The organism is Myxococcus hansupus (genome assembly GCF_000280925.3).
Lineage (GTDB): Bacteria > Myxococcota > Myxococcia > Myxococcales > Myxococcaceae > Myxococcus > Myxococcus hansupus.
In genome coordinates, this window is the sequence record NZ_CP012109.1 from 9,126,732 (window position 1) to 9,149,329 (window position 22,598).

General features: G+C 69.8%; 26 protein-coding genes. 15 read left to right on the forward strand and 11 right to left on the reverse strand.

Going from position 1 to position 22,598, the window contains the following annotated elements; all coding sequences use genetic code 11:
• The first annotated feature begins 137 nt into the window (after window positions 1–137).
• Window positions 138–920 (forward strand): FKBP-type peptidyl-prolyl cis-trans isomerase, encoded by a 783-nt coding sequence (locus A176_RS36020; protein ID WP_002633877.1) that lies wholly within the window; start codon window positions 138–140, stop codon window positions 918–920.
• Window positions 921–1,077: 157 nt separating this feature from the next.
• Entirely contained in the window at window positions 1,078–1,908 is an 831-nt protein-coding gene (locus A176_RS36025; RefSeq protein ID WP_002633876.1) for a dienelactone hydrolase family protein, read from the forward strand.
• Here the strand turns inward: A176_RS36025 and A176_RS36030 are convergent.
• The 4 genes from A176_RS36030 to A176_RS36045 form a co-directional block, all read right to left on the reverse strand.
• Window positions 1,902–2,495: a CAP domain-containing protein gene (locus tag A176_RS36030; RefSeq protein ID WP_002633875.1), complete on the reverse strand. Its 594-nt coding sequence runs from the start codon at window positions 2,493–2,495 to the stop codon at window positions 1,902–1,904. The genes A176_RS36025 and A176_RS36030 overlap by 7 nt on opposite strands.
• Window positions 2,496–2,600: 105 nt before the next feature.
• A complete protein-coding gene (locus tag A176_RS36035) occupies window positions 2,601–3,272 on the reverse strand; it encodes a CAP domain-containing protein (protein ID WP_002633874.1) in 672 nt (223 codons plus the stop codon).
• Between the two features lie 76 nt (window positions 3,273–3,348).
• Window positions 3,349–4,689, reverse strand: coding sequence for a DUF1552 domain-containing protein (locus A176_RS36040; RefSeq protein ID WP_002633872.1), 1,341 nt, complete (start codon window positions 4,687–4,689; stop codon window positions 3,349–3,351).
• Window positions 4,686–6,380 carry a DUF1592 domain-containing protein gene (locus A176_RS36045; protein ID WP_044889942.1) on the reverse strand — a complete coding sequence of 565 codons (1,695 nt, stop codon included), beginning with the start codon at window positions 6,378–6,380 and terminating at the stop codon, window positions 4,686–4,688. Before A176_RS36045 ends, A176_RS36040 begins: the two co-directional genes overlap by 4 nt.
• Window positions 6,381–6,845: 465 nt before the next feature.
• On the opposite strand from A176_RS36045, the gene A176_RS36050 reads away from it, so the two are divergent.
• On the forward strand, window positions 6,846–7,595 hold the full coding sequence (locus A176_RS36050; protein WP_002633869.1) for a ferredoxin--NADP reductase: 750 nt from the start codon (window positions 6,846–6,848) through the stop codon (window positions 7,593–7,595).
• Window positions 7,596–7,661: 66 nt separating this feature from the next.
• On the opposite strand, the gene A176_RS36055 is transcribed toward A176_RS36050, so the two are convergent.
• On the reverse strand, window positions 7,662–9,770 hold the full coding sequence (locus tag A176_RS36055) for a M3 family metallopeptidase (protein ID WP_002633868.1): 2,109 nt from the start codon (window positions 9,768–9,770) through the stop codon (window positions 7,662–7,664).
• Between the two features lie 82 nt (window positions 9,771–9,852).
• On the opposite strand from A176_RS36055, the gene A176_RS36060 reads away from it, so the two are divergent.
• The 5 genes from A176_RS36060 (at window position 9,853) to A176_RS36080 (ending at window position 13,478) form a co-directional block, all read left to right on the forward strand.
• Entirely contained in the window at window positions 9,853–10,677 is an 825-nt protein-coding gene (locus tag A176_RS36060; RefSeq protein WP_002633867.1) for a CheR family methyltransferase, read from the forward strand.
• Between the two features lie 124 nt (window positions 10,678–10,801).
• Window positions 10,802–11,698, forward strand: a complete 897-nt coding sequence (locus tag A176_RS36065) for a hypothetical protein (RefSeq protein WP_044889941.1) — start codon at window positions 10,802–10,804, stop codon at window positions 11,696–11,698.
• A gap of 18 nt (window positions 11,699–11,716) precedes the next feature.
• Window positions 11,717–12,079, forward strand: a complete 363-nt coding sequence (locus A176_RS36070; RefSeq protein WP_002633865.1) for a hypothetical protein — start codon at window positions 11,717–11,719, stop codon at window positions 12,077–12,079.
• Window positions 12,080–12,096: 17 nt separating this feature from the next.
• A complete protein-coding gene (locus A176_RS36075) occupies window positions 12,097–12,654 on the forward strand; it encodes a hypothetical protein (RefSeq protein ID WP_002633864.1) in 558 nt (185 codons plus the stop codon).
• A 203-nt stretch (window positions 12,655–12,857) separates the two neighbouring features.
• Complete coding sequence (locus tag A176_RS36080; RefSeq protein ID WP_002633863.1) at window positions 12,858–13,478, forward strand: hypothetical protein; 621 nt, start codon at window positions 12,858–12,860, stop codon at window positions 13,476–13,478.
• A 27-nt stretch (window positions 13,479–13,505) separates the two neighbouring features.
• Here the strand turns inward: A176_RS36080 and A176_RS36085 are convergent, their stop codons facing one another.
• Window positions 13,506–13,907 (reverse strand): hypothetical protein, encoded by a 402-nt coding sequence (locus A176_RS36085; RefSeq protein ID WP_002633862.1) that lies wholly within the window; start codon window positions 13,905–13,907, stop codon window positions 13,506–13,508.
• Between the two features lie 145 nt (window positions 13,908–14,052).
• Here A176_RS36085 and A176_RS36090 point away from each other — a divergent pair, with 145 nt between their 5' ends.
• The gene (locus A176_RS36090; protein WP_021781205.1) at window positions 14,053–14,712 is read left to right on the forward strand and encodes a hypothetical protein; all 660 of its coding nucleotides are present in this window, start codon (window positions 14,053–14,055) and stop codon (window positions 14,710–14,712) included.
• Between the two features lie 62 nt (window positions 14,713–14,774).
• Here the strand turns inward: A176_RS36090 and A176_RS36095 are convergent, their stop codons facing one another.
• The 4 genes from A176_RS36095 to A176_RS36110 all read right to left on the reverse strand — a co-directional run bounded on the left by A176_RS36095 (window position 14,775) and on the right by A176_RS36110 (window position 18,079).
• A complete protein-coding gene (locus A176_RS36095; RefSeq protein ID WP_226994095.1) occupies window positions 14,775–15,074 on the reverse strand; it encodes a hypothetical protein in 300 nt (99 codons plus the stop codon).
• 215 nt (window positions 15,075–15,289) lie between these two features.
• Window positions 15,290–15,778 carry a hypothetical protein gene (locus A176_RS36100; protein WP_044889938.1) on the reverse strand — a complete coding sequence of 163 codons (489 nt, stop codon included), beginning with the start codon at window positions 15,776–15,778 and terminating at the stop codon, window positions 15,290–15,292.
• Window positions 15,779–15,923: 145 nt separating this feature from the next.
• Window positions 15,924–17,432: an HAD-IG family 5'-nucleotidase gene (locus A176_RS36105; protein ID WP_002633858.1), complete on the reverse strand. Its 1,509-nt coding sequence runs from the start codon at window positions 17,430–17,432 to the stop codon at window positions 15,924–15,926.
• Window positions 17,433–17,527: 95 nt separating this feature from the next.
• Complete coding sequence (locus A176_RS36110; RefSeq protein WP_002633857.1) at window positions 17,528–18,079, reverse strand: glutathione peroxidase; 552 nt, start codon at window positions 18,077–18,079, stop codon at window positions 17,528–17,530.
• A gap of 134 nt (window positions 18,080–18,213) precedes the next feature.
• Here A176_RS36110 and A176_RS36115 point away from each other — a divergent pair, with 134 nt between their 5' ends.
• The 6 genes from A176_RS36115 to map all read left to right on the forward strand — a co-directional run bounded on the left by A176_RS36115 (window position 18,214) and on the right by map (window position 21,668).
• On the forward strand, window positions 18,214–18,831 hold the full coding sequence (locus A176_RS36115) for a hypothetical protein (RefSeq protein ID WP_002633856.1): 618 nt from the start codon (window positions 18,214–18,216) through the stop codon (window positions 18,829–18,831).
• Window positions 18,828–19,067 carry a hypothetical protein gene (locus tag A176_RS36120; RefSeq protein WP_002633855.1) on the forward strand — a complete coding sequence of 80 codons (240 nt, stop codon included), beginning with the start codon at window positions 18,828–18,830 and terminating at the stop codon, window positions 19,065–19,067. Before A176_RS36115 ends, A176_RS36120 begins: the two co-directional genes overlap by 4 nt.
• Window positions 19,068–19,232: 165 nt before the next feature.
• Window positions 19,233–19,880: an START domain-containing protein gene (locus A176_RS36125; RefSeq protein ID WP_226994096.1), complete on the forward strand. Its 648-nt coding sequence runs from the start codon at window positions 19,233–19,235 to the stop codon at window positions 19,878–19,880.
• 183 nt (window positions 19,881–20,063) lie between these two features.
• Window positions 20,064–20,327 (forward strand): TraR/DksA family transcriptional regulator, encoded by a 264-nt coding sequence (locus A176_RS36130; RefSeq protein ID WP_002633853.1) that lies wholly within the window; start codon window positions 20,064–20,066, stop codon window positions 20,325–20,327.
• Between the two features lie 127 nt (window positions 20,328–20,454).
• Window positions 20,455–20,676, forward strand: coding sequence for a hypothetical protein (locus tag A176_RS36135; protein ID WP_002633852.1), 222 nt, complete (start codon window positions 20,455–20,457; stop codon window positions 20,674–20,676).
• On the forward strand, window positions 20,673–21,668 hold the full coding sequence (gene map, locus A176_RS36140; RefSeq protein ID WP_002633851.1) for a type I methionyl aminopeptidase: 996 nt from the start codon (window positions 20,673–20,675) through the stop codon (window positions 21,666–21,668). Before A176_RS36135 ends, map begins: the two co-directional genes overlap by 4 nt.
• Before the next feature lie 51 nt (window positions 21,669–21,719).
• Here map and A176_RS36145 read toward each other — a convergent pair whose 3' ends face one another.
• The gene (locus A176_RS36145; RefSeq protein WP_002633850.1) at window positions 21,720–22,454 is read right to left on the reverse strand and encodes a class I SAM-dependent methyltransferase; all 735 of its coding nucleotides are present in this window, start codon (window positions 22,452–22,454) and stop codon (window positions 21,720–21,722) included.
• Window positions 22,455–22,598 lie beyond the last annotated feature (144 nt).

Here is a 22,598-nt window from a genome sequence, read left to right on the forward strand (position 1 = left end):
GTGTCAGCCGGAAACGAGTCCGGCCGCCCCGTGCGGTCGGGACCATTGTCAGGCCGTTTCTGTAGTAAGTCGGCCCTCCGGAACTGACTGCGGCGATGTCTCACTGCCGCTCCAGAAAGCAAGGAAGAGGGCACGACATGCGTAAGACGTGGCTGGTCGCGGGAATGCTGGTGCTGGCGGGCTGCCAGCAGCAGGGCAAGACGGATGCGGCGTCGACGGCGGCGCCGGCTGCTGCGGGCGCGAGCGCCAACCCGCAGACGGAAGACCAGAAGACGCTGTACGCGCTGGGCCTTTCCATTGGCCGCAGCGTCAGCGTGTTCGACATGACGCCGGAGGAGCTGGCGTACGTGCAGTCTGGCATCACCGCGCAGGTGAAGGGCGAGAAGCCCGCGGTGGACCTGGAGACCTACGGTCCCAAGCTGCAGGAGCTGGCCCGCGCGCGCAGCACCCGCAAGGCCGAGGCGGAGAAGGAGAAGGCCAAGGCGTTCCTGGAGACGGCCTCGAAGGAAGAGGGCGCCCAGAAGACGGAGTCGGGCCTCATCTACAAGGAGCTGACCGCCGGTACGGGCGCGACGCCCGCGGCCTCGGACATCGTGAAGGTGCACTACCGCGGCACGCTGCCGGACGGCACCGAGTTCGACAGCTCGCACAAGCGTGGCGAGCCCACGCAGTTCCCGCTCCAGGGCGTCATCAAGTGCTGGACCGAGGGCGTGCAGAAGATGAAGGTGGGCGGCAAGGCCAAGCTCGTGTGCCCGTCCGACATCGCCTACGGTGACCGTGGCGCCCCGCCGAACATCCCGGGCGGCGCGGCCCTGGTGTTCGAGGTGGAGCTGCTCGAGATCGTCAAGCAGCCGGAGATGCCGGCCATGGGTGGCACGCCCCCGGCGAACAAGCAGCCCTCCGCGGCCGAGAAGAAGTAGTCACTGTCGTTCGCGCAGGACGCAAGGGGGGCTGGTGAGGGACGCATCCCTCCCAGCCCTCTTCGCGTTTCGCTGGGCCGCCTCGCTCGAGGTGGCGCGAGGCGCCATCCCAGGATAGTCGTCCTCGGGTTCCCCCACCCACGGAGGTCGACACACCATGCGCCAGGGCCTGTTGCTGATGATGGGAGCGCTGCTCCTGGGAGGCTGCGTCCAGGGCCGCGCCCGCGAGGTCCAGCGCGAGCCGTCCGCCACGGGCGCCGTGTCCGAAGAGGCGTTCAAGGCGCTGCACACGCTGCGCAAGGACGCGCCGCCGCCGCTCCAGGGCGAGGAGGTGGAGGTGGCCGGCACCAAAGCCTACCTGAGCCTGCCCCAGGGCGTTCAGGGGCCGTTGCCCGCGGTCCTGGTCATCCATGAGTGGTGGGGCCTCAACCCGCACATCAAGCACTGGGCGGACCGGCTCGCCGCGGAGGGCTACGCCGCGCTGGCGGTGGACCTGTATGGCGGCAAGGTGGCCACCTCGCGGGAGGAGGCGCTGTCGCTGCTGAAGGCCGTGGACGCGGGCCGCGCGCAGGAGACGCTGAAGGCCGCGCACGCGTTCCTCCAGCAGGACGCGCGCATCCAGGCGCCGCGCACGGGCAGCATCGGCTGGTGCTTCGGCGGCGGCTGGTCCCTGCGCACGGCCATGGCCATTCCGGAGCTGGACGCGGCGGTCATCTACTACGGCAACCCGGTGACGGACCCGAAGGCGCTCGCGCCCATCCAGGCGCAGGTGCTGGGCATCTTCGGCACTCGGGACGCCTCCATCCCTCCGGAGACGGTGCAGTCCTTCCGGGACGGCCTGGATGCGGCGGGCGTGCGGCACTACATCCTGGAGTTCGAGGCGGACCACGCCTTCGCCAACCCGTCAGGCGAGCGCTACGACGGCGGCGCCGCCGCGGGCGCCTGGCAGCAGGTGGCCGCCTTCCTGGACCAGCACCTGCGTCAGTAGGGGCGCTGGCCCACGTAGTTGCCCGGCGGCGCGTAGTTGCACACCCAGAACGTCCAGTTGGGGCGCCCCGGGCCGAAGGGCGAGTTCTCCGTGCACGCCTGCTCCGCGCAGCCCAGGGCCCGCGTGTTGCGCCACACCACCTGCGTGTAGTGGCCGCAGACCTTGCCGCTCGCGCAGGTGTTGTTGGCGTGGTTGTAGTCCGCCGCCTCGTCCACCCAGCCCTGCACCACGCCCTGGGGCCCCATGGCGTTGGACGTGGCGGCGGTCAGGTTCTCCCCCAGGTTGCCGCGGTCGGGGTTGTGCCGGAACTGGCACTTCGCGGCGTAGGCCTTCGCGGTGCGCGTCGCCGCCTCGTCCCACGTCAGGTCCTCGAGCGCGGGCGAGGCCGCGGGCGACACGTTCCTCCGCGCGGCGTTGTGCGCGGCGAGCATGTCGCGGTCGAACTGCGTCATGACGGGCGGTTCGGTGCCGGCATCCTCTCCGCCAGGGCCGGGGCCGGGGCCGGGCTCATCGGAGCCACAAGCGGCGAGGAGCAGCGGGGCGAGCAGGCCGAGCGGCCGCAGATGACGGAGCAGGGAGCGGGACATGGCGCCGAGTATCCGCCGCGGAACCGAGGCCCGTCATCCCTCCGTGGAGGGAGTGTCGGGCACCCCGGGTCGCACCGGCCCTGGAGGGCGCCTTCGCGCTCACGCTCAGTAGGGACGCTGTCCCACCCAGTTGCCCGGCGGCGTGTAGTTGCACACCCAGAGCTGCCACGTGGGGAACTGCGCGCCGAAGGGCGAGTTCTTGTTGCACATGACGGTGGCGCAGCCCACGGTCACCGTTTTGCGCCACACCACCTGGGTGTAGTGGCCGCACACCTTGCCCTTCGCGCAGGTGTTGCGGCGGTAGTCGTAGTCCGAGGATTCGTCCGCCCAGCTCTTCACCACCTGGGACGTCGTCCAGGCGCCGGGCGTGGCGGCGGCGAGGTTCTCTCCGAAGTCGCCCCGGTCCGGGTTGTGTTCGAAGCGGCAGGACTTCGCCCAGGCCGTGGCCTTGCGCTCGGCCTCGCTGGACCAGACGAGCGGCGGCAGCGGGGGCTTGGGCGCGGGCCGGGCGCCGGTGCGCGCCAGGTTGTGCGCGGTCACCATGTCCCGCGAGAACTCCTTCGCGGAGGGCAGGGCGGCGCGAGGCTCCGGGGCCGGCTTGGGCTTGGTGGCGGACGACGCGGCCTGCCGGCCCGGCGCCACCGGGCGGCGGCCCTGGGCCTTGGCGCCACCTCCGCAGCCGAGCAGCAGCGGCAGCAGGACGAGCGCGGACCACCGGGAGACTGGAGGCAGGGAAGGCATGGGAGCGATGATGCGCCAGGACGCCCGCTCATGCATGTGAAGCGTGCGCGGCGGGCGAGGCGCGCGGTGGGCCGCCCGCTCGCCTGCTCCGCCGCGCACGGTGTGCCGAGGACTACACGAGGCCGGCCAGCGGGCCCGTGCCGTCGTCACCGAAGGTGGTGACGCCGGGGACGCCCATGGCCTGCATCAAGTAGATGTACAGGTTGGCCAGCGGGTCCTTCTGGTAGCGGACGTGCCGGCCCGGCGTGAGCGCGCCGCCGCCCTTGCCCGCCAGGATGATGGGCAGGTCCACGTGGTTGTGCGAGTCGCCGTCGCCCACCTCGCTGGAGAAGTAGACCATCGAGTTGTCGAGCAGCGACATGCCGTTCACCTCGATGACCGACTTCATGCGCTCCAGCAGGTACTGGAGCAGCGTCACCTCCCACCGGTCGATGGTGGCGAGCGCGTCGTAGTTGGACTGCACCTTCTGGTGGTGCGAGTACGTGTGGTGCCCGCCGCTGAGCCCCAGGAAGGGGTAGACCTTGTTGGCGCGCGCGTTGGCCAGCATGAACGTGGCCACGCGGGTGAGGTCGCATTGGAAGGCGAGGACGATGAGGTCCATCATCGCCTTCGTCTTCGCCGTCGGGTCCTCCGTCACCAGCGGCGCCACGCCCGGCGCGCAGGCCACGGCCGGCACGGTGACGTCCTCCACCTGCTTCTCCAGCTCCCGGACGCTGACGAAGTACTCCTCCAGCTTCTGCAGGTCGGCGGTGCCAAGCTGGCCCTGCAGCGCGGCGGCGTCGTCGCGCACGACGTCGATGATGCTCTTGCCGTAGGCGCGGCGCTTCGCGATTTGCGCCGCCGTCTCGCCCGGGACGCCACCCGCGAAGAGCCGGTCGAAGGCGGCCTGGGCGCTGGTCTCCTTGGCCACGGGCGTCCGCGGCCCGGACCAGGCGATGTTGTTGGCGTACGGGCACGCGTAACCGGAGTCGCAGTTGCCGATGCCGCGCCCCGCGTCGATGCCCAGCTCCATGGAGGCGTAGCGGGTGGCCCGGGTCGCCGCCAGGTGGTTGGCGATGACCTGGTCCATGGAGATGCCCACCCGGAGGTTGGTGCCCTCCGTCTTGAAGACCTTCGCGCAGCTCAGGAAGGCGCCCGTGGCGGCGGCGTGGTGTCCGTCACCGTCCGGGAAGGCCGGCATGTTCGCCAGCCCGGAGACGACCAGCAGGTCGTTCTTCACCGCCGCCAGCGGCTCCAGGGTGGGCGTCAGCTCCCACATGGGGCCTTCCGCCGTGGGCGTCCACTTCGGCATGTGGATGCCATTGGGCGTGTAGAAGACGGCGAGCCTGCGAGGCACGTCGCCCGGTGCGCCGTGCGCGGTGCGCGGCAGCATCTGCTCCAGCAGGGGGAGCGCCATCAGGGCGCCCGTTCCCCGAAGGACGGTACGTCGCGAGAGTCTGAATTTCTTGCTCATGGCGTCTGCTCCTCCTCGGCGCCACGCTGCGTGAAGTGGCTGCTCGAGACGATGCTGAGGACGTAGTCGACGAGCCGCCCACCGCGAGCCTCGGCCGTGGTGGCAATCTCCTTCACCGCGCAGTGGTCGGCCGACTCGATGCCACGACCCGTGGCGTAGGTGAGCATGTGCTCGGTCATGCAGTTGGTCAGCTTCGGTTCTTCCTTCAGGTAGCGCTGCGTGTCGTTGACGCCCGCGAGGATGTGGCCGTCGGGCATGTCACCCGTGGCGTCCACGGGCGCGCCGCTCACCTCCTGGAGCCTCCACCGGCCAATGGGGTCGAAGTTCTCCATCGACAGGCCCAGCGGGTCCATCAACCGGTGGCAGCCCTGGCACGCCGGTGCGCTGCGGTGCAGCGCCATGCGCTCCTTCATCGTCATGTTCGGCGTGATGGGCGGCGGCAGGTTCTCCACGTCCGGAGGCGGAGGCGGAGGCGCCGAGCACAGGAGCTGCTCCAGCACCCAGACGCCGCGCTGCACCGGTGAGGTCCGGTCCGGGTTGGACGTGACGGTGAGCAGCGAGCCCTTGCCGAAGATGCCGCTGCGCTCCGGATGGCCGGCGAGGTCCACGCGGACGTGCGTGGGGCTGCCCGGCAGCGGCAGGCCGTAGTGGGCGGCCAGTGCGTCGTTCACGTAGGTGAACGGCGCGTCGATGAGGTCCTTCAGCTTGTGTTCGCCGGTGACGAACTCCGCGAAGAAGAGCTCCGTCTCCGTTCGCATGGCGGCGCGCAGCTCCTCGTTGAACGCGCCGTAGAGCGTCGAGTCCGGCACCGCCGTGCCCAGCGCGCGGGTGAAGAGCCACTGGCCGGCGAAGTTCTCCACCAGCGCCCGGGCCTTCGGGTCCGCGAGCATGCGCCGCACCTGGGCCTCCATCTCCGCGGGGTCGCTCAGCTTCCCCGCTTCCGCCGCGGCGAAGAGCGCGTCGTCGGGCATGCTGCTCCACAGGAAGTAGGAGAGCCGCGTGGCCAGCTCGTGGTTGTCGAGCGTGTACGGCTCCGTGCTCCCAGGGGGCGCGTTCTTCTCCACCCGGAAGAGGAAGTGCGGCGATACCAGCACCGAGCGCAGGGCCAGCCGCACGCCCGCGTCGGGCGGGTCCGCGTGCTGCCGGGCCAGGTCGACGAAGGTCATCAGCTTGTCGATTTCGGCCTGCTGCACGGGCCGGCGCCAGGCGCGGCGGGCGAAGTTGGAGAGGATTTCGTGTGCGCAGGGCGCCGGGTTGAGCGGGTCCAGCGCGCACGTGTTGAAGACGCCCCGCGCCCAGGCGTCGTTCACCAGTCTCTCCGACGCGGTGGAGTACTTCTCCATCAGCAGCGGCGACAACGACAGCACGTCCGCGATGTTGTCGAAGCCGTACCCGTGGTCGTCGATGGGGAAGTCGTTGGCCGGCTGGGTGGTGTCTCCCAGCAGGTCTCTCACCGTGGCGTTGTACTCCGCGCGGTTGAGGCGGTGGAGCGTGACGCGGCCTGGGTTCTTCGGCGCGCTCTCACACTCGCCCGCCACCGGCGGTGGAACGGTCTCCGGAGGATTCGGTTCGTTTGGCACCTCCTCGCCGGGATTGACCCGGGCGACGGGTTCGTCATCGGTGCAACTGGTCACCAGCAGGGCGAAACTCGCGCTCGCCAGGAGGAACCAGCCCCCTCTTCGTCGATGCATGGGTGTCACGTCGGCTACCCCCCTCCACACTGCCCCATCCGATGCCGGGACAGCCGGAGCCGTAGCAAGGTGCTCTCCAGCCAGACGCGTGGGATGCCCAACCCAACGGGTGTTTCCGGGGGCGGGCCCGCGTTGGCTACCGGCCGCCGCGCGGGAAGAGGATGGGCACCGGTGGGTAGTGAAGTTCCCGGAGCGGGCAGTGCGGGCGGACGCGCGCCACGGCAGGCAAGCGCCGCGAGCGGCCTCGAATCACCGCGCTTTTCCGGGGCGCCCCCGCGCCAATCCATTGGAGTCTTGCCAACATATCAGCCAAGCAGGCGACGGATTGACAGGAACGCGGCAATCGGTGATGACCCCGCACACGGAGTCACCATGACGTTGGCAAACCTCAGCAAGCAGTCCGTCGACGTGTCCCCGACGTCGGCCGTGAACTGGGATTTCGCCGCGAAGAAGCAGGACTGATCCATGGCCACTGGTTTCACGACCGAGCGTGTACTCTCGGTGCAGCACTGGTCCGACCGTCTCTTCTCCATCGTTTGCACGCGCGACAGCGGCTTCCGATTCCAGAACGGTCAATTCGTGATGATGGGCCTCGAGGTCGAAGGCCGCCCGCTCATGCGCGCGTACTCGATGGCGAGCGCGAACTACGACGACACGCTCGAGTTCTACTCCATCAAGCTTCAGGACGGCCCGCTGACCTCGCGGCTGCAGAAGGTCGCTCCGGGCGACTCCCTGCTCGTGGGCACGAAGGCGGTGGGCACGCTCACCGTCGCGAACCTCCGGCCGGGCAAGCACTTGTGGATGCTCGCCACCGGCACCGGGCTCGCGCCGTTCCTGAGCATGGTGAAGGACCCGGAGACCTACGAGCGCTTCGAGCACGTCACCGTGGTGCACGGCTGCCGCCACATCGCCGACCTGTCGTTCTCCAAGTTCTTCGAGGAGCAGCTCCCCAACGACCCGTACCTGGGTGAGCTGGTGCAGGGGAAGCTGACGTACCACCCGACGGTGACCCGCGAGCCGTTCCGCAACCAGGGCCGCATCACCGACCTGCTCCGCTCCAAGCCGCTCTCGCCCGAGCACGACCGCGTCGTCATCTGCGGCAGCCACGAGATGATCAAGGAGACCGCGGCCATCCTCGAGGCTGGCGGCTTCCAGGAAGGCGACTCGCACGAGCGCGGCGACTTCCTCATCGAGAAGGCCTTCGTCAGCCGCTGACGCGCCGGTGGTTCCTTCCGTGGCCCCAGACCCCGCAGGGGGGACTGGGGCCACTGTGCGTTCAGGCTACTTCGCGTCGAGCCAGGCGCGGTACGCGTCGAAGCCGTACTCCCGGCCCAGGAAGTCCTTCACCAGCTCGGAGGCGGGCTTGGAGCCACCGGGCTCCAGCACGGTGCGGCGGTACTTCATCGCCGTCTCCCGGTCGAGGAAGCCCTTCTTCTGGAACTCGGTCTCCAGGTCCTTCGCGATGACGGACGACCAGAGGTACGTGTAGTACGCGGCCGAGTAGCCATCCAGGTGCCCGAAGGCGACCTCGAAGTGCGTGCCGTCGCGGTGCTCGTGCTTGAAGGGGCTGAGCTTGTCCTGCAGCGCGACGAGGGCCTGCGTGGTGTCGAAGCCCGGCGCGCGCGAGTAGTAGTCCAGGCTCACCGCGGACAGGAAGAGCTGGCGGCGGGACCAGAGGCCCTGGCCGAACTCCTTGGACGCGCGGAGCTTCTCCACCAGCTCCGCGGGGATGGGCTCGTTCGTCTGGTGGTGCTTCGCGAACTCCTTGAGCACCTCCGGGTTGCCGGCCCACTGCTGGAGCAGCATGGACGGCGTCTCCACGAAGTCCCACTCCACGCGCGTGCCCGCGATGCCCGCCCACTTCAGGTGGCCGCCGAAGATGGCGTGCAGCAGGTGGCCGAACTCGTGGAAGAAGGTCTCCACCTCGTCGTGCGTCATCAGCTCGCCGGGGCGCGCGAAGTTGCAGACCAGCGCGGCCTCAGGGTAGCGCTTCCCGGCCTGTCCCGCGACGAGGTCGAACTGCGCCGCGTGCTTGTACTTGTCGTCACGCGGGTGCATGTCCAGGTAGATGCGGCCCAGCAGCGTGTCGCCGTCGAACACGTCGTAGGTCTCCACCTCCTGCTGCCACACCTGGGCGCCCTTCACGGGACGGTAGGTGATGCCCCAGATGCGCGAGGTGATGTCCATCACCCCCGCCTTCACCCGGCCGTACTCGAAGTAGGGGCGCACGGCCTGCGAGTCGAAGCTGAACTGCTCGGCGCGCAGCCGGTCCTCGTAGAAGTCCTGGTCCCAGGGCTCCAGCACCTTGGCGCCGCGCACGTCCTTCTGCTTGCGCGCCAGCAGCTTCGCGTACTCCTGCTTCGCGCGGGCCTCGGTGGCCGCGCCCATCCGGTCGATGAAGTCCGCCGCCGCCTGCTGCGTGCGCGTCATCTTCGTCTCGGTGGTGTACGCGGCCCAGCTCGCGTAGCCCAGCAGCGTGGCCAGCTCGTGGCGCTTCGCGATGAGCTGCGCCAGCACCTCCTGGTTGGCGGGGTACGCGCGCTGGCGGTAGGTGCGCCACAGCTTCTCGCGCGCCTTCGTGTTCTTCGCGTACGTCATGAACGGGAAGTAGTCCGGGTAGTTGGTGGTGATGACCACCAGCCCGTCCGCGCCCGCGGGGTGCGCCTTGCGGTAGTCCTCCGGCAGGCCGTCCAGCTCGGAGGGCTTGAAGGTCGCCTTGCGGACGTCCTCGGCGATGTTCTTGCTGAACTGCTGCCCCAGCTTGAGCAGCTCCTCGTTGAGCGACTTCACCTTCGCGCGGGTGGCGTCGTCACGGTCCACGCCCGCGCGGCGGAAGTCCAGCAGCGCGCGCTCCATCCAGTACTTCGTCGCGCCGTCCGCGCCGGACAGGTCCACCGCGGCCAGCGCGTCATAGACGCCCCGGTCCTGGGACAGCTCCACGTTCGCGGAGTCCACGCGCTGCTCGCACGCCCGCGCGGCGTCGCGGAAGGTCGCGTCCGGGTGCACTTCGCGCGCGAGGCTCGCGCGGTTGGCCGAAGCCAGCAGCGCGCCCAGGGCCTCGTCGTACGCGGCGAGCACGGCCTGCCCGTCCTTGCGCGCATCCAGCGTCTTGAGGGCGGCGACCTGCGCGCGGGTGCGCTCGAGGTCCGCGTCACACGCGGCGGTGAAGTCCGCGAGCGAGCCGGACATCACGCTGGCGCCTTCGGGCGCGGGCACGGGCTTGGGGGCGGACGCCTCGGGGGCGGGGGCCTGCTGTGCGGTGGGCTCGGGGGCCGCGGGGGTGTGCGTGCAGCCGGCCGACGCCAGGGCCGCGGAGAGGGTGAGGGCGCTCAGTCTCTTCAAGGGTGGGTTCCTCCGGGTTCGACACAACGTCGAAGCGTCATGCCACATCCGGCCTCCTTCCGCGCGGCGCAAGGGCTTCCGCTTGCCCATGGGAAGCGTCCATGTCGACATCAGGAAGGAGGCCGCGCCGATGACCGACCGTGACTGCGTGGAGTTGTTGCAGTGGGCCGCGCCCCGCCTGCGGCTGCGGTGGGAGGGTTTCCGGCGCGTCCGGGGGCAGGTGTGCAAGCGCATCGGCCGCAGGCTGAGGACGCTGGGCCTGCCGGACGTCGCGGCCTACCGCGCCCGGCTGGAGGCCGACCCGGCGGAGTGGGACGTGCTCGATTCGCTCTGCCGCGTCACCATCTCCCGATTCTACAGGGATGGGCGTGTCTTCGACCTGCTGCGCCACGGGTTGCTCCCAGCGCGCCTGGGGACGCTGCGCGAGCGGGGCGAGTCAACGCTGCGTGTGTGGAGCGCGGGCTGCGCCTCCGGCGAGGAGCCCTACACGCTCTCCGTGCTGTTCTGGCTGGGGCTCCAGCCGTACTTTCCCGCAGCGCGGCGCCTGGAGGTGGTGGCCACCGACGCGGACGCGGCCCTGCTGGAGCGGGCGCGTCGTGGGTGCTACCCACGGGGGACCCTGCGCGAGCTTCCCGCGGCGTGGGTGGCGCGGGCCTTCCCCTCGGGGGGAGACGTGCTCTGTCTCGCGCCGGAGTACCGGCGGGGCATCGAGTTCCTCCAGCAGGACCTGCGCTCCCAGATGCCGGACGGCCCCTTCGACCTGGTGCTGTGCCGCAACGTCGCCTTCACCTACTTCGCGCCGGCGCTCCAGCGCGAGGTCCTCACCCGGCTGGTGGAGCGGCTGGTCCCCGGCGGCGTGCTGGTGATTGGCGGCCGTGAGTCGCTCCCAGAGGGGGACTTCGGACTGAAGCGCGCCGAGGGTTCGCTGCCCGTCTTCCTGCGGACAGTGACCTGAGACTCGCGTCCCCTATCGGCGAAGCCGGTGGGTGCGAGCATTCCGCGTCGCTGGTCCGTGCGCCGCCCCGCCGCGAGGAGGTGGGGCGCCTTTCGGACCGTTCCTGGCCGGAGGGAGCCCGACGATGCGGACGTGGTGGTGGGCAATGGTGGTGCTGGTGGCGGGGGCCTGCGGGGAGACGCCCATTCCGGACGCCGCGCCGAGGCTGGAGCAGAACGGGCTCGCGCTGTCCTCCGCGCCGCGGGAAACGCGGGGAACCTTCGTCCACGAAGGGGAGGCGGTGCGCTTCTCTTCCCAGGAGGTGGAGCCCGGTGTGTTTCGCATCGAGGTTCGGCTGCGTGGCCTGACGCTCACGGGACTGATGGAGCCGCTCCAGGGCATTTCCACGCTGGATGGCTTCGCCGACGCGAACGGCGCGGACGTGCAGGTGGAGGGAATGGACCGTACGCTGCTCATCGCGCTCTACCGCGCGCTCAACGCGAAGCTCCCGGCCGGGGATGACGCGGCGCCCCAGGCCAGGTACCTGCGCCGCGCGGTGGGGGTGTGGTCCCAGTTTCCAGACAGCGTGGCGCTCCAGCGCGCGGTGATGGGAGAGAAGGGACGCGGCTATACGATGTTGTGCAGCTATGCGCGGTGCAACGGGCGCAACACCGGGAGCTGCGAGGGCATCTACAACTGGTACGCGTACGCGGCGCATGACTGTGACCGGGGCGGCTTCGACTGGCCTGGCAACCAGCAACTGGCGCAGCTCGGTGACCATTACCGGTGCAATGGCGACGAGTACTTCCTGGCCGGGGGCGTGTGGCAGTGTGGCTCGCCCAATCACTGGCACCGGCCCAAGGTGGTGGGCAACTGCTTCGGCCGCTGCGGCCCCGAGTGTGGCGGCGACACCCAGTACACCCGGGACGCCACCAGCCACGACAGTTGCGTGCGCAACGGGCACATGCTGGTGAGCGGCTGGTGCAATGACCAGTTCGTCGCCGCCATCGATGACGAGCTGTTCGCCCCCAACTGCTACTGAGCCATGTCACGACGGGTCATGCAGGGCAGGTGGGCGGGGTGGCTGCTGCTGACCGCGCTGGGGTGTGCTTCTCCCGCGTCGAAGACGCGGTCCGCGGAGGCGGCGGTGCGCCACTTCTTCTCGGTGCTGCCCACGGGGGACTGCCAGGTGCTGGCGCCGCTGCTGGCCACGGGAGGCAGCGCGAGGCCCTGTGTGGAGACGGTGCGGGAGCTGCGGGCGCATGGACTCGGGTTGGTGGGGATTGTCGGGTCGTCGGTGGATGGCCGGGACGCGGAGGCCGTCATCGTGCGGGCCCGGGTGGCCCATGGTGGACGTGAGCGCCCGGCACCGTGGTTGCTACGCGTGGAGCGGCAGCGAGGGGCCTGGCGGGTGCGCTTTTGAGCGCGGGGGATGGGGGCATGCGGATTCGTTACTGTCTGGTGCTGGGTGGGGCCGGTGTGCTCGCCGTGGCGTTGGGGGCCGTGAAGCTCTGGCCCGAACCTGTCCTGGAGCCGGTGCCGGTCGCGGCGTTCTCCATGCCGGAGCCGCTGCCCCCACCACCGCCTCCTCCCGCGCCTCCGAGGCGGGTCCCGGTGAGGGCGGTCGAGGCGGTTACGCCGCCGCCACCGCCCCCGCGCGAAACGCCGCAGGTCTCCGTGGCGCGGATGCCGCCCGAGCCCATGATTCCCGAGCCCGAGCTGTCCCACCCTCCGCCGCAATACAACGACGACATCGAGCCCGAGCTGCCGCAGACGGCCCAGTGGGAGCTGGACAAGACGGCGCGGCTGGCGGCGCTGGTGGAGCGTGACGTGGTGCGGCTGGCGCGCGAGCGAGAAGACGCGGTGATGCAGGGGGACTACCAGCGCAGCGAGCAGATTGACGCGATGCTTCAACGGAACCTGGAGCATCTGCGCGGGTTGCACGACGAGATTCGCAAGCTGGTCGCCGTGGTGAATGGCGTTGAGCCGTCGGAGTGAGGCGCGCACGCTGGGTTTGACTGCGTCCGGTGGTGCGTGACTGTTTATGTCACAGAGAGTGTGGGTTTGTGACAGGGGCTGTCACGAATGGGGTTGGGGAGTCTGTCTTTTCGGGCGGAAGGCTGGCTGTCAGGTTGGTATTGATAATGCAGGGCGGCCACTCTCCAACTCCAAACTCGGGTTTTCTCATGATGCGACAGTGGGTGAAGGCGGTCTCCAGTCTTGCCGTGGTGCTTTTGGCGTCGGGGCAGGCGTGGGCCGCGAGTCCAAGCTTTTCGTCCTATCTCGCGCGTGCGAACGCGGCCCAGGCGACGGCCAATTCCTGTCAGGACGCCAGGGCGCAACTGAAGACGGCGGCGGACGAAGCGGGTTACGCCATCAATGATCGGCAGACGGTGTCCGCGTCCGCCGAGGGAATGACGGCCGTGGTGAGCAGCATCGCTGGCTTCGAGCAGGTGCCCGCCAGCGGATTCATCAACGGCGCGGACATGGGCTTCATGTACTGGGATGCGCAGGAGTCCGAGATTCCGTCGGGCTACTATCTGCTCAACGTCCAGGCCAACGCCGAAGACATTCACGTGGGAGAGTATGGTGGGACCGTCCGGTTCATGGACCTGTCGGGCAACATCGTGGCCAGCCTTCCCGCGACCATTCAGACGTGGAGCCTGGATGTTCCCGAGGACCTGCCGTTCCCCGAGACGACCGTGAGCCTGATGATTACGCGTCCGCCCCGTGAGTTTTATCGTGTCGTCACCACGCACTCATTTCGCTGCCCCAACGGGTCGGTCATCATCTACCAGGTCGTTTCCGGCGGTTATGGGTGAGCAGGGTGAGCCCACCCGCGCGGGGGCTCAGGCGCGCAGGCTCGACTTCCTCGCGCCCGCGCGCCGGTAGGCCTTGCCGGCTTTGAGCGGCGTCGTGTCGCCGCGGCCTGTCGTCTTCTTGGGACGTCCTTCCTTGCGGTAGGCCGCCGCGGCCACGGCCGGCAGCGTCTTTCGCCGAGAGGTGCTGCTCTGGCCCGGCTCGGGTTCCGGCAGCTTGCGGCTCTTGGCGGTGAGGCCCTGTCCAGGCGCACGGCGGGGGCTCACGCTGCGGTCCTCGAAGGTGCGTTTGCCAATCGCACGGCGACCGCTCTTCTTGGCTTTGTGTGCGCTGTCTGAGCCGGCACGGTGTACGTCCGTGGGCTTCAACTCCAGCGTGGTCCCCTGTCGCTTCGCGCGCTTCACTCGCTCCGCCTGACTCTTCTCTGGCATGCGGCCTCCCAAGCGACACAGGTAGGGACGCGGTGTGAGGGATGCCAGGGGGCGACGGAGCGGGCGGGCCCCGGTGCCCATGTCCGGCGCGGCCCCGGAGGGCGGGTTGCGCGGGGGAAGCGCCCGGTGCTCCCATGGCGTCATCGTGCGCCGCCCCCGGACCCTTCAGGCCGAGCCATTCTCGTCAACGGACCTGGGTGAGCTGCGCATCGTCTGCCCTGGCTGTGGGCATGCCGTTCCCGTGCTCGACGAGGCGCACTGTGTGACGTGTGGCGCGAGCCTGGAGGCGGCCCTGGGCGCCTCGCGAGGCCCACCGCCGTCGTTGCCGCCTCGCCGGCTCACGCGGGCTCAGCGCGCGGCCGTGTTGCGTCCTCTGCGGCACACGCACCATGCCTGGGGGACGTTCTTCCTCCTCGCCGGGGTGGTGATGCTGCCGGTGGCGTTGGGCTTTGTGTGGCCTCTGCTGCTGTTGTCCTCCATCTTCATGGGCATGGGGCTGTTGTTCCGGCGCTCGGCGTGGCCCGCGCAGGTGCGGCGCGAGCAGAAGCGCCGGTTGCAGGCGCTCGTCTGGGGACTGCCCGCCGCGGCTGAAATCACGAAGGTGGAGCGACAGGTGGTGCCAGGACTGGAGGCCGGGCGGCTCGTGCAGCTCGACTATGTCTTCACCGTGCATGGCCGGCGCATCGCGGGGAGCCAGCCTTCACCGCATGCCTCGGACCTGCAGCGGCATCCCCGGGAGCGGGTGTGGGCCGTCTACGTGGCGGAGTCGCCGGAGGTCAGCGCGCTCTGGCCTCCGGGGCCCTGAATGGACACGGCCCCTTCCGGGGCATCGCCAGGAAGGGGCCGCGTGGTGCTGGAAGCGGGAGGTCAGCCTCCGTGAAGGGGCAGGCGCTTCTTGGGGCCGCCCACGTGCTTCACGTTCATCTCGCTGGGGGCCTTCTTGCGGCCCTTGAGCGTGGTGGCCCGCCGCCGATGGCTCTTGGGCTCATGGAGTTCCGCGGCGGGGCCCAGCGTCACGCGTTCCAGTGTCTGCTTCCGCCGCAGCGCGGCCGCGTCATCCCGGGGCAGCGTCTTGCGCCCCTTGCTGGCCTGCATGCTCGGCTGGGCTCCGTGCGCGTCGACCCGCCGCCTGTTCTTGATGCCTGCCACTGTCGTCCGAACGGCCATGTTGCCTCCTCGCGGTGAGGTATGGACGGCGCCCTGGCTTTTCCATCCCCCTCCGGGGGACGGCGGAGGTCGTTGCCCCCTTGGTTGCTGGCGACGGCTCAGCGAGGTGTGAAGCCTCCGCCCGTCCACTCCCTGAGCGTCAGCGCCGCGCTGAGTCCAAGCTGGCTCAGGGGCGGGGAGGTCAGGCTCAAGACAGCACGTACTGCCTGTCCGCCCTACGTCGACGACCCCTTGCCGCGCCGGGGCGGGCGGGTGCTGGTGGTGCTCTCGGGCGGGAACAGCCATCCCTCCGTGCTGCGCGGGGCCGTGGAGTTCATCTGCGCCACCGGCGAGGGCTCCAGGTGCAGGCCACGGCAGCCGCGGCACCAGGATTGGGGCCGGCGCTCGCCGCGCATGATGCGGTAGCCGAAGTCCTGCGCCGTGGGGCCCCGGTGGCCGCAGCGGGGGCAGGTGCTCAGGGACGTGACGCCCGTCTCCTTCGCCTTCTGCTTGCCATGCTCCACCACCAACGCCAGCGCCGCCGCGAAGCCCACCCGCCGCTCCGAGGCGACATGGAAGCGCCGCGCGCGCTTGCGGCCCTTGCCGCCCAGCACGGGTACCAGGTCCATGCCCCCAAGCAGGTTGCGCTGCTCAAGAACGAGGGTCGACGAGCTGTTCGTGGTCGAGTGGCTCACAGGTCCACTCATACCGAGGCGGTCTGACATGCCCCGTGGAGGGGGATGCCCGCCCGCCCTCCCCTCGGAGGGGTACTGATTAAAAGTTCAGTAAATCCGAGGTTCTACGCATCCACCCCTGTCGGTAGGAACGGCGGCGCCACGGACCGGGGCCGTGGCGCCGACGCCTGCCTGCCTACTCTCCGCCGTCCGTGCCGGAGATTCCGCCGCCCGCCTCGCTGGCGCCGAAGACGGGCGTGCCACCGGGGATGCTCGGGTCATGCGGGAGGCTGCCGCGCGGGCTGCGCAGGTAGACGAAGGGCGTGGCGAACAGGAAGTTGGACACCCGCGACGTGTAGATGTCCGCGTAGCGCTCCACCTGCCGCGCCAGGTGGCTCTTGTCGTTGCCCGCGCGCGTGAGCAGGCCCCAGATGGGGTTGGACAGCTCGGTGGCGGCGCGCGCCATGGGGCCCAGCTCCGCGTCCAGGGACTCCATTTCGGTGCGCAGCGCCGCCAGCCGGGCCACCAGCTCCGGCTCCGTGGGCGTGTCCGAATGGGGGCCGTACTGGAAGCGCCGCCGCTGGAGCTCCAGGCGAATCTGGCAGCTCTCCGCCTCCATCCGCTCCTTCACCACCATGCGCTCGGCCAGCCGCGTCTCGGTGGCGCGGAACGAGGCGATGGCGCGCACCTCGTCCTCCAGCTCGCGCAGGATGAGCGCCGTGCGCCAGCGCAGCACGTTCTTCGTCACGTGCACGTCGCCGAACATGTGGTCGCCCACGTAGAGAATCTGGTCGCCGCTCAGGCCCAGGTGGCGCTCCAGCTCCACCGCGCTGCCGCCGAAGTACGGCGTGCCCGGCTTGAAGGGCCCCGTGTGGGGACGCAGCAGCGCCTCGCCGCTGGACTCCACCACCTCGAAGAGCGACGAGCGCGTGGTGAAGAACTCCGGCTTGCGCGCGGAGACAATCACCACGTCGAAGAGCTGCCGCCACGTCATGCCCGCCGGCAGGTGCCGGTCGAAGGCGAAGTGCATCATGGGCTCGGTGTAGGCCCACTCGCTGTTGGTGATGAGCAGCAGCTTCTTGCCGGCGTTGCGCTGGTCCAGCAGGGCCAGCGGCGTCTCCGGGTCGTCGATGACGTAGCGCTCCGGGTCGGCGATGATTTCCGCCTTCAGCCGCCCCTGCATGTGCGTGGCATCCAGGTTCTTGCGCACGTGCTCGTAGAGGTCCGAGTAGCCCATGGGACCCGGGAGCTGACCGGCGTCCAGCCGGTCCACGAGCTGCGCGTAGATGCACGCCTCCGACAGCGAGAAGAGCGTGTTGAGGAACACCCAGCGGCGCTCGTGCAGGTCAATGATGGTGCGAGCGTACTCGTCGCGCTGGGCCTCGAAGCTCATGGCCTGCGTGCCATGGAGCGCCTTCTTCACGAAGCCGAAGCGGTTGGCCTTGAGAAGGTTGCCCTTCTCCGTGTCGATGATGAGGCCGCGCATCGACAGCTCGGGGTCGAACGAGAGGTCCGCCACCGGCCAGCCCTGCTCCACGAGCCTGTCTCGGATGTGCTCGTAGGCGCGGCGCTCCCACGCTTCCACATGGTAGTGGATGAGCGTGTAATCCATGTCGTAACCCACGGCTTTGATGGCGCGCAGGTTGAGGGTGCGATTGCAGAACAGGCCGCGCTCGGGCGGCGGACCAGGAATGAACGGGCTCATGGCCCCCCTGGCTTGCCCCGGTGCGGGGCAAAAGTCGATGCTTTCGTCCACGCAAGTCCGCTGGAGGGCAGAAGTCCAGCGGACCTGGGGCCCGGTCAACCCTGCTTCGCGAGCTCCGCGTCGATGGCGGCGGTGATGCGCGGGTCGTCCGCGGCGACGTCCGGGGCGAAGCGGGCCGCCACGCGGCCGTCACGGCCGATGAGGAACTTCTCGAAGTTCCACTGCACTTCCGGGATGGGGTTGGCGGTGATGCCGTAGCCCTGCAGCCGCGAGCGCATGGGGCCTTCGCCCACCGCGTCCGGGATGGCGCCCGTCAGCGCGTGGTAGAGCGGGTGCTTGTCCGCGCCCACCACCGACACCTTGGAGAAGAGCGGGAACTTCACGTCGTAGGTCAGCGTGCAGAACTCCTTGATCTCCGCCTCGCTGCCAGGCTCCTGACCCAGGAAGTTGTTGGCGGGGAAGCCCAGCACCTCGAAGCCCTCGGCGCGCTTGCGCTCGTAGAGCTTCTCCAGTCCTTCGTACTGCGGCGTCAGCCCGCACTTCGAGGCCACGTTGACCACCAGCAGGACCTTGCCCTTGAAGGGGCTCAGCGTCTGCGGGGCACCGTCAATGGACTTGAGGGGAATGTCGTAGAGGTTCTGGCTCATGCCGCCCCGTATAACCGCTCCGCCGGGGGCAGGCCGCAAAGAGTATAAAAACTAGAAATCGCGACTATCCATGGGCCGACAGGAGGTAGGTTTCGCCGCCTCTTTCCAACCTTCCCCTATCTGGAGGTTTGCCCATGACGTGGACGATTCGGAGCCTGTTCCTCGGTGTGTTCCTGCTGGCCGGCTGCAAGCACGGCGCGGGGACGCCCCCCACCACGCCGACGGCGCCGCAGGCGTGCGACGCGCAGCAGGCCCAGATTTCCCGCGAGGCGGACGAGCGCGCCGCGCCGTGGAGCGTGGACCAGCACCTGGCGAAGAACTTCCCCGGCAAGAAGGTGTCGTGGCTGATGACGGACGCCGCGTACCAGAACTTCGTGGTGAAGCCGAACGCGCAGAACTTTGGCCGCTGCAACGAGAGCGGTTGTTACCTGTTCGCGGCGCCGTCGGAGACCATCCAGGCCGCCGTGGAGAAGTCGATGGTGAACGGCGCGCATGACCCGGCGGTGATTGGCCAGGCGCTGGGCCTGCCGGCGAAGAACTTCGAGGGACCGCTGCGGATGATGACGCTGGACCTGGCGGCCACCGGCGTGTGCGTGCGCCTGCCCGTGGACGCGGACCCGGGCGTCTGGAAGTGCACCAGCGACGAGGACACGGACTGCTTCAAGTTCGGCGGCTACACCTCCGGCGGCGTGCCCGAGCTGATGGTCATCGACGCGCCCGTGTCGCAGGCGGTGGTGACGGAGATTCCGTGAGCGAGGAGCAGGTCCTCATCCAGAGCCCGCTGATGTACCGCCTCGTGCGCGCGGGGGAGGGGACGTTGTTCCTCGACGTGGTGGTGGGAGGCATTGCCCAGTTCACGGTGCGGGTGTTCCTCACCGCGCAGGAGGCCGAGGCCTACGCCCGGCTGGGCCGCCCCTACGCGGACCGGCTGGCCATGGACGTCATGGCCAGTCCCTCGTTCGGCGGGCGAGCGGTGCGCGTGCCCTAGCGGGACGTGTGTAGCGATTGCCCGCAGGTCGCCGCCCCGAGCCGCCAGGTGTGGTTCGGGGCGGTGCCGTCTCCAGCCCCTTGCTCCTCGCGAATGCGCTGACGCCCCCGGATGTCGGAGGATGACGCGAAGTCATCCCCGGCTGGAAACGCCAAGGACGTGTGCATGAAGCTGTCGTGGAGTGGAGCGGCCGTCGCCGCGGGTGTGCTGGGCCTCGTCGCCGGGAAGGCCCAGGCGGAAGCGGAATGGAAGACGGTGTCGGAGAAGCCTTACGTGGTGAAGGTCCGGGCCCGTCCCGGTAGCGACGCCAAGGAGGTCTGGGCGGAGGGCGATTTGTCCGCGAGCGCCGCGGACGTGCAGGCCGTGCTGCGGGACGTGGACGCCTACCGGCACTGGATGCCGTACGTGAAGGAGTCCCGCCTCCTGAAGGAGCTGCCGGAGGAGGGCCAGCTCACGTACACGAAGCTGGACCTGCCCGTCGTGTCCTCGCGCGACTACGTGTGCAGCGTGGTGCTGGAGTCCAAGCTGGCGGAGGATGGCTCGGGCGTGTTCTCGCAGCGGTGGCGCGCGGAGCCGGACGCCATCCCCCAGCGGCGTGGGACGGTGCGCCTGCGGCTCAACGAGGGGAGCTGGCGCGTGGAGCCTCGCGGCGAGGGGACGTCGCATGCCGTGTACCGCTTCACCGTGGACCCGGCCGGCTCCATCCCGGGCTTCCTGGCGCGCATGGGGCAGAAGGACGCGGTGGAGGACACATTCCGCGCCGTGGAGAAGCGGGCCCGCCATCATGCCGCGGCCCGGGCGCAGGCGAAGTAGCGCGGGGCGCCGCAATCCCTGCGGGGGCCTGTCCAGGGGGCGCAACGCTTGCGCCCCCGCAAGCCTGTAGCGCCTGACCGCGCGAGGCACGCTTCCTGAAAAGCAGCACCTTCCACTGGAGCATGGCTCTCCAGGGATACCCGCGGCGGGAGGTGGCCGGGGTGGCCGCCGTGGGAGGTGCGCATGGAGCTGCTGGCTCGGGAGGCCCAGGAAGCATTGCGGCAGCGCAGCCACCGGTTGCGCGCCCGCGCGGTGTCGGAGGCTGGCAGGCTGGCCTTCACCGACGCGGAGCAGCAGGAGCTGCGGGACATCGAGGACGCGCTCACCCGCATCGCCCACGGCGAGTTCGGCCGGTGCGAGCGGTGTGGTGGCGCCATGGGCCGGCACCGGCTGCGCGCCGTTCCCGAGGCCCGGCACTGCCTGACGTGCGCGGCGCTCGAGCGCTGAGCCGGCGGGGCCTGACTCCTGGCCAGGCGGGCGGTGAGGCTCGCGAGTGGACTTCCCAGGACTGTCCGGGAAAGAAGCCGTGCACGGGTGCGTGTCTAGGGGTATAGACAGGCCCGACATGTGTCCCATGGTGAAGACCGAAGACCTGATTGACGCTCAGACGGTGGCCGGGTTGCTGCGCCTGCGCCACGCCAACAGCGTCAGCACCTACCTGCGCCGCTATCCCGACATGCCTCGGCCCGTCCTGGACCTGGGCGCCGGGCGGCCCCGGCTTTGGCTTCGTCCCCAGGTGGTGCGCTGGATGCGCGCCCGCAAGCCCGAGCAGCCCCGCGTTGGAGGTGATTCATGACCACAGCCGTTCCCCGTACGCCCCCCGCCGTTCTCCCCGGGCCGAATGACACCTGCTGGTGCGGCAGCGGTTCCAAGTACAAGAAGTGCCACCGGGGCGCGGACGCCGCCGAGGCGCGCAAGAAGGGGCCCGACGTCGCTCGCAAGGGCATCCGCCCGGGCGTCATCAGCCCCCGCCGCGAGGTGCCCCTGCACATCCCCCGTCCGGAGTACGCGCTGACGGGCCGGCCCTCGCGCAAGAGTCCGGGCTCGGACGTCAAGACGCCGGACGTCATCGCGCGCATGCGCAAGGCGTGCAAGGCCGCCGCGGAGGTCCTCCAGGAGGTGGCGTCGCACGTGCGTCCGGGCATCACCACCGACGAACTGGATGCGATTACGCACGAGGCGTACATCAAGCGGGGCGGCTACCCGAGCACGCTCAACTACCACCGCTATCCGAAGTCGCTCTGCACGTCCGTCAACGAGGTCATCTGCCACGGCATCCCGGACAGCCGGGCGCTGGAGGACGGGGACATCGTCAACCTGGACGTCACCATCTTCCTGGATGGCGTGCACGGTGACTGCTCGGCGACGTACTTCGTGGGCAACGTGGACGAGGAGAGCCAGCGACTGGTGCGCGTGACGCGCGAGTGCCTGGACCTGGGCATCGCGGCGGTGAAGCCCGGGCGTCCCATCAGCGACATCGGCCGCGCGATTGAAACGCACGCCACGCAGAACGGGATGAGCGTGGTGCGCGCCTACTGCGGCCACGGCATCGGTGAGACGTTCCACACCGCGCTCCAGATTCCGCACTACTACGAGCCCGAGGCGGACACCGTCATCGAGCCCGGCATGATTTTCACCGTCGAGCCGATGATCAACCTGGGCGGCTGGGGTCACCGCACCTGGGATGACGAGTGGACCGCCGTCACCGCCGACGGCAGCCGCAGCGCGCAGTTCGAGCACACCCTGCTCGTCACCGAGCAGGGCGCGGAAGTCCTCACCGTCGCGTGAGCCCGTGGACCCGTGCGGCCGGGCGTCTTCCGGCCGCGCGGTGGTCCGGGTTCATCCCTGCGTGCCGGGCTGGAACCGCGCCAGGAAGACCTTGAACTGAAGCGAGATGAAGAGGGGCTTCGGAGTGACGAAGCCCGCCTGGGCGAGCATCGCGAACAGGGCGGCATCGGATTCGATGGGCTTCAGCGCCATGAAGCGCTCGCGCCGACGCTCCAGTTCCTCCCGAGGGGTGCCGTAGGCTCGCCACCGCCGCAGCTCCACGTTCAACAGCTCGGGGTCCATGCCAATGCGGCAGCCGACGACGAGCGGGGCTCCGGGCTTGAGCCGCCGGGCGACTTCTCGGAGCAGCTCGAGGCGGGCCGCTTCGCCCTCCACATGGTGGAGGACGCCCATCATCTGCGCGCCGTCGAACGGGGGCCCCGCGGGCAGCGTGTGCAGCTCGCCGTGGTGCAGGTGCGTGCGGGAGAGCAGGCCCTCCGTCTCCAGGCGCTTTCGCGCGACGTCGAGCATGGCGTCGGAGGGGTCGATGCCCGTGAAGCGCCAGCCGGGGACGTCGAAGCGGGTGTAGGGCACCAGCTCCGAGCCCGTGCCCACGCCCACGAAGAGCATCGAGGCCGCGTCCTGGTCGTCGAGCTGGGCCGTCAGGGCGCTGACGCCGAGTTCATACAAGGCCGGGGCGCCCGCGAGCGCGACGGACGCCTGGGCGTCGTAGTGGACGGCGCGGTCCGCGCCGAAGCCCGGGACGATGTGGTGGGCGGGGTGATGGTGATGGGGGTCGTGCGCCATGGTCGGTCCTCGGGAAGTCTGGGGTGGCTTCGAGGATGCGCCCTGGCCTGGGCGAATGGGAGGGCGGGGATTGAGGCCCAATCGGCGCGAACGCGCGTCGTCGCGCGGCTGGCGGGGCGGCCCCGGGGCGGCCCCTGCCGGGCG

Bases quoted from the DNA above. Each gene is read 5' to 3' on its own strand.
- A176_RS36035 (WP_002633874.1), bottom strand. From the start codon at position 3,272: ATGCATGAGCGGGCGTCCTGGCGCATCATCGCTCCCATGCCTTCCCTG.
- A176_RS36025 (WP_002633876.1), top strand. From the start codon at position 1,078: ATGCGCCAGGGCCTGTTGCTGATGATGGGAGCGCTGCTCCTGGGAGGC.
- A176_RS36055 (WP_002633868.1), bottom strand. From the start codon at position 9,770: ATGTGGCATGACGCTTCGACGTTGTGTCGAACCCGGAGGAACCCACCC.
- A176_RS36030 (WP_002633875.1), bottom strand. From the start codon at position 2,495: ATGTCCCGCTCCCTGCTCCGTCATCTGCGGCCGCTCGGCCTGCTCGCC.
- map (WP_002633851.1), top strand. From the start codon at position 20,673: ATGACCACAGCCGTTCCCCGTACGCCCCCCGCCGTTCTCCCCGGGCCG.
- A176_RS36075 (WP_002633864.1), top strand. From the start codon at position 12,097: ATGCGGATTCGTTACTGTCTGGTGCTGGGTGGGGCCGGTGTGCTCGCC.
- A176_RS36085 (WP_002633862.1), bottom strand. From the start codon at position 13,907: ATGCCAGAGAAGAGTCAGGCGGAGCGAGTGAAGCGCGCGAAGCGACAG.
- A176_RS36065 (WP_044889941.1), top strand. From the start codon at position 10,802: ATGCGGACGTGGTGGTGGGCAATGGTGGTGCTGGTGGCGGGGGCCTGC.
- A176_RS36060 (WP_002633867.1), top strand. From the start codon at position 9,853: ATGACCGACCGTGACTGCGTGGAGTTGTTGCAGTGGGCCGCGCCCCGC.
- A176_RS36100 (WP_044889938.1), bottom strand. From the start codon at position 15,778: ATGTCAGACCGCCTCGGTATGAGTGGACCTGTGAGCCACTCGACCACG.
- A176_RS36050 (WP_002633869.1), top strand. From the start codon at position 6,846: ATGGCCACTGGTTTCACGACCGAGCGTGTACTCTCGGTGCAGCACTGG.
- A176_RS36045 (WP_044889942.1), bottom strand. From the start codon at position 6,380: ATGCATCGACGAAGAGGGGGCTGGTTCCTCCTGGCGAGCGCGAGTTTC.
- A176_RS36130 (WP_002633853.1), top strand. From the start codon at position 20,064: ATGGAGCTGCTGGCTCGGGAGGCCCAGGAAGCATTGCGGCAGCGCAGC.
- A176_RS36020 (WP_002633877.1), top strand. From the start codon at position 138: ATGCGTAAGACGTGGCTGGTCGCGGGAATGCTGGTGCTGGCGGGCTGC.
- A176_RS36115 (WP_002633856.1), top strand. From the start codon at position 18,214: ATGACGTGGACGATTCGGAGCCTGTTCCTCGGTGTGTTCCTGCTGGCC.
- A176_RS36125 (WP_226994096.1), top strand. From the start codon at position 19,233: ATGAAGCTGTCGTGGAGTGGAGCGGCCGTCGCCGCGGGTGTGCTGGGC.
- A176_RS36105 (WP_002633858.1), bottom strand. From the start codon at position 17,432: ATGAGCCCGTTCATTCCTGGTCCGCCGCCCGAGCGCGGCCTGTTCTGC.
- A176_RS36040 (WP_002633872.1), bottom strand. From the start codon at position 4,689: ATGAGCAAGAAATTCAGACTCTCGCGACGTACCGTCCTTCGGGGAACG.
- A176_RS36110 (WP_002633857.1), bottom strand. From the start codon at position 18,079: ATGAGCCAGAACCTCTACGACATTCCCCTCAAGTCCATTGACGGTGCC.
- A176_RS36145 (WP_002633850.1), bottom strand. From the start codon at position 22,454: ATGGCGCACGACCCCCATCACCATCACCCCGCCCACCACATCGTCCCG.
- A176_RS36135 (WP_002633852.1), top strand. From the start codon at position 20,455: ATGGTGAAGACCGAAGACCTGATTGACGCTCAGACGGTGGCCGGGTTG.
- A176_RS36070 (WP_002633865.1), top strand. From the start codon at position 11,717: ATGCAGGGCAGGTGGGCGGGGTGGCTGCTGCTGACCGCGCTGGGGTGT.
- A176_RS36095 (WP_226994095.1), bottom strand. From the start codon at position 15,074: ATGGCCGTTCGGACGACAGTGGCAGGCATCAAGAACAGGCGGCGGGTC.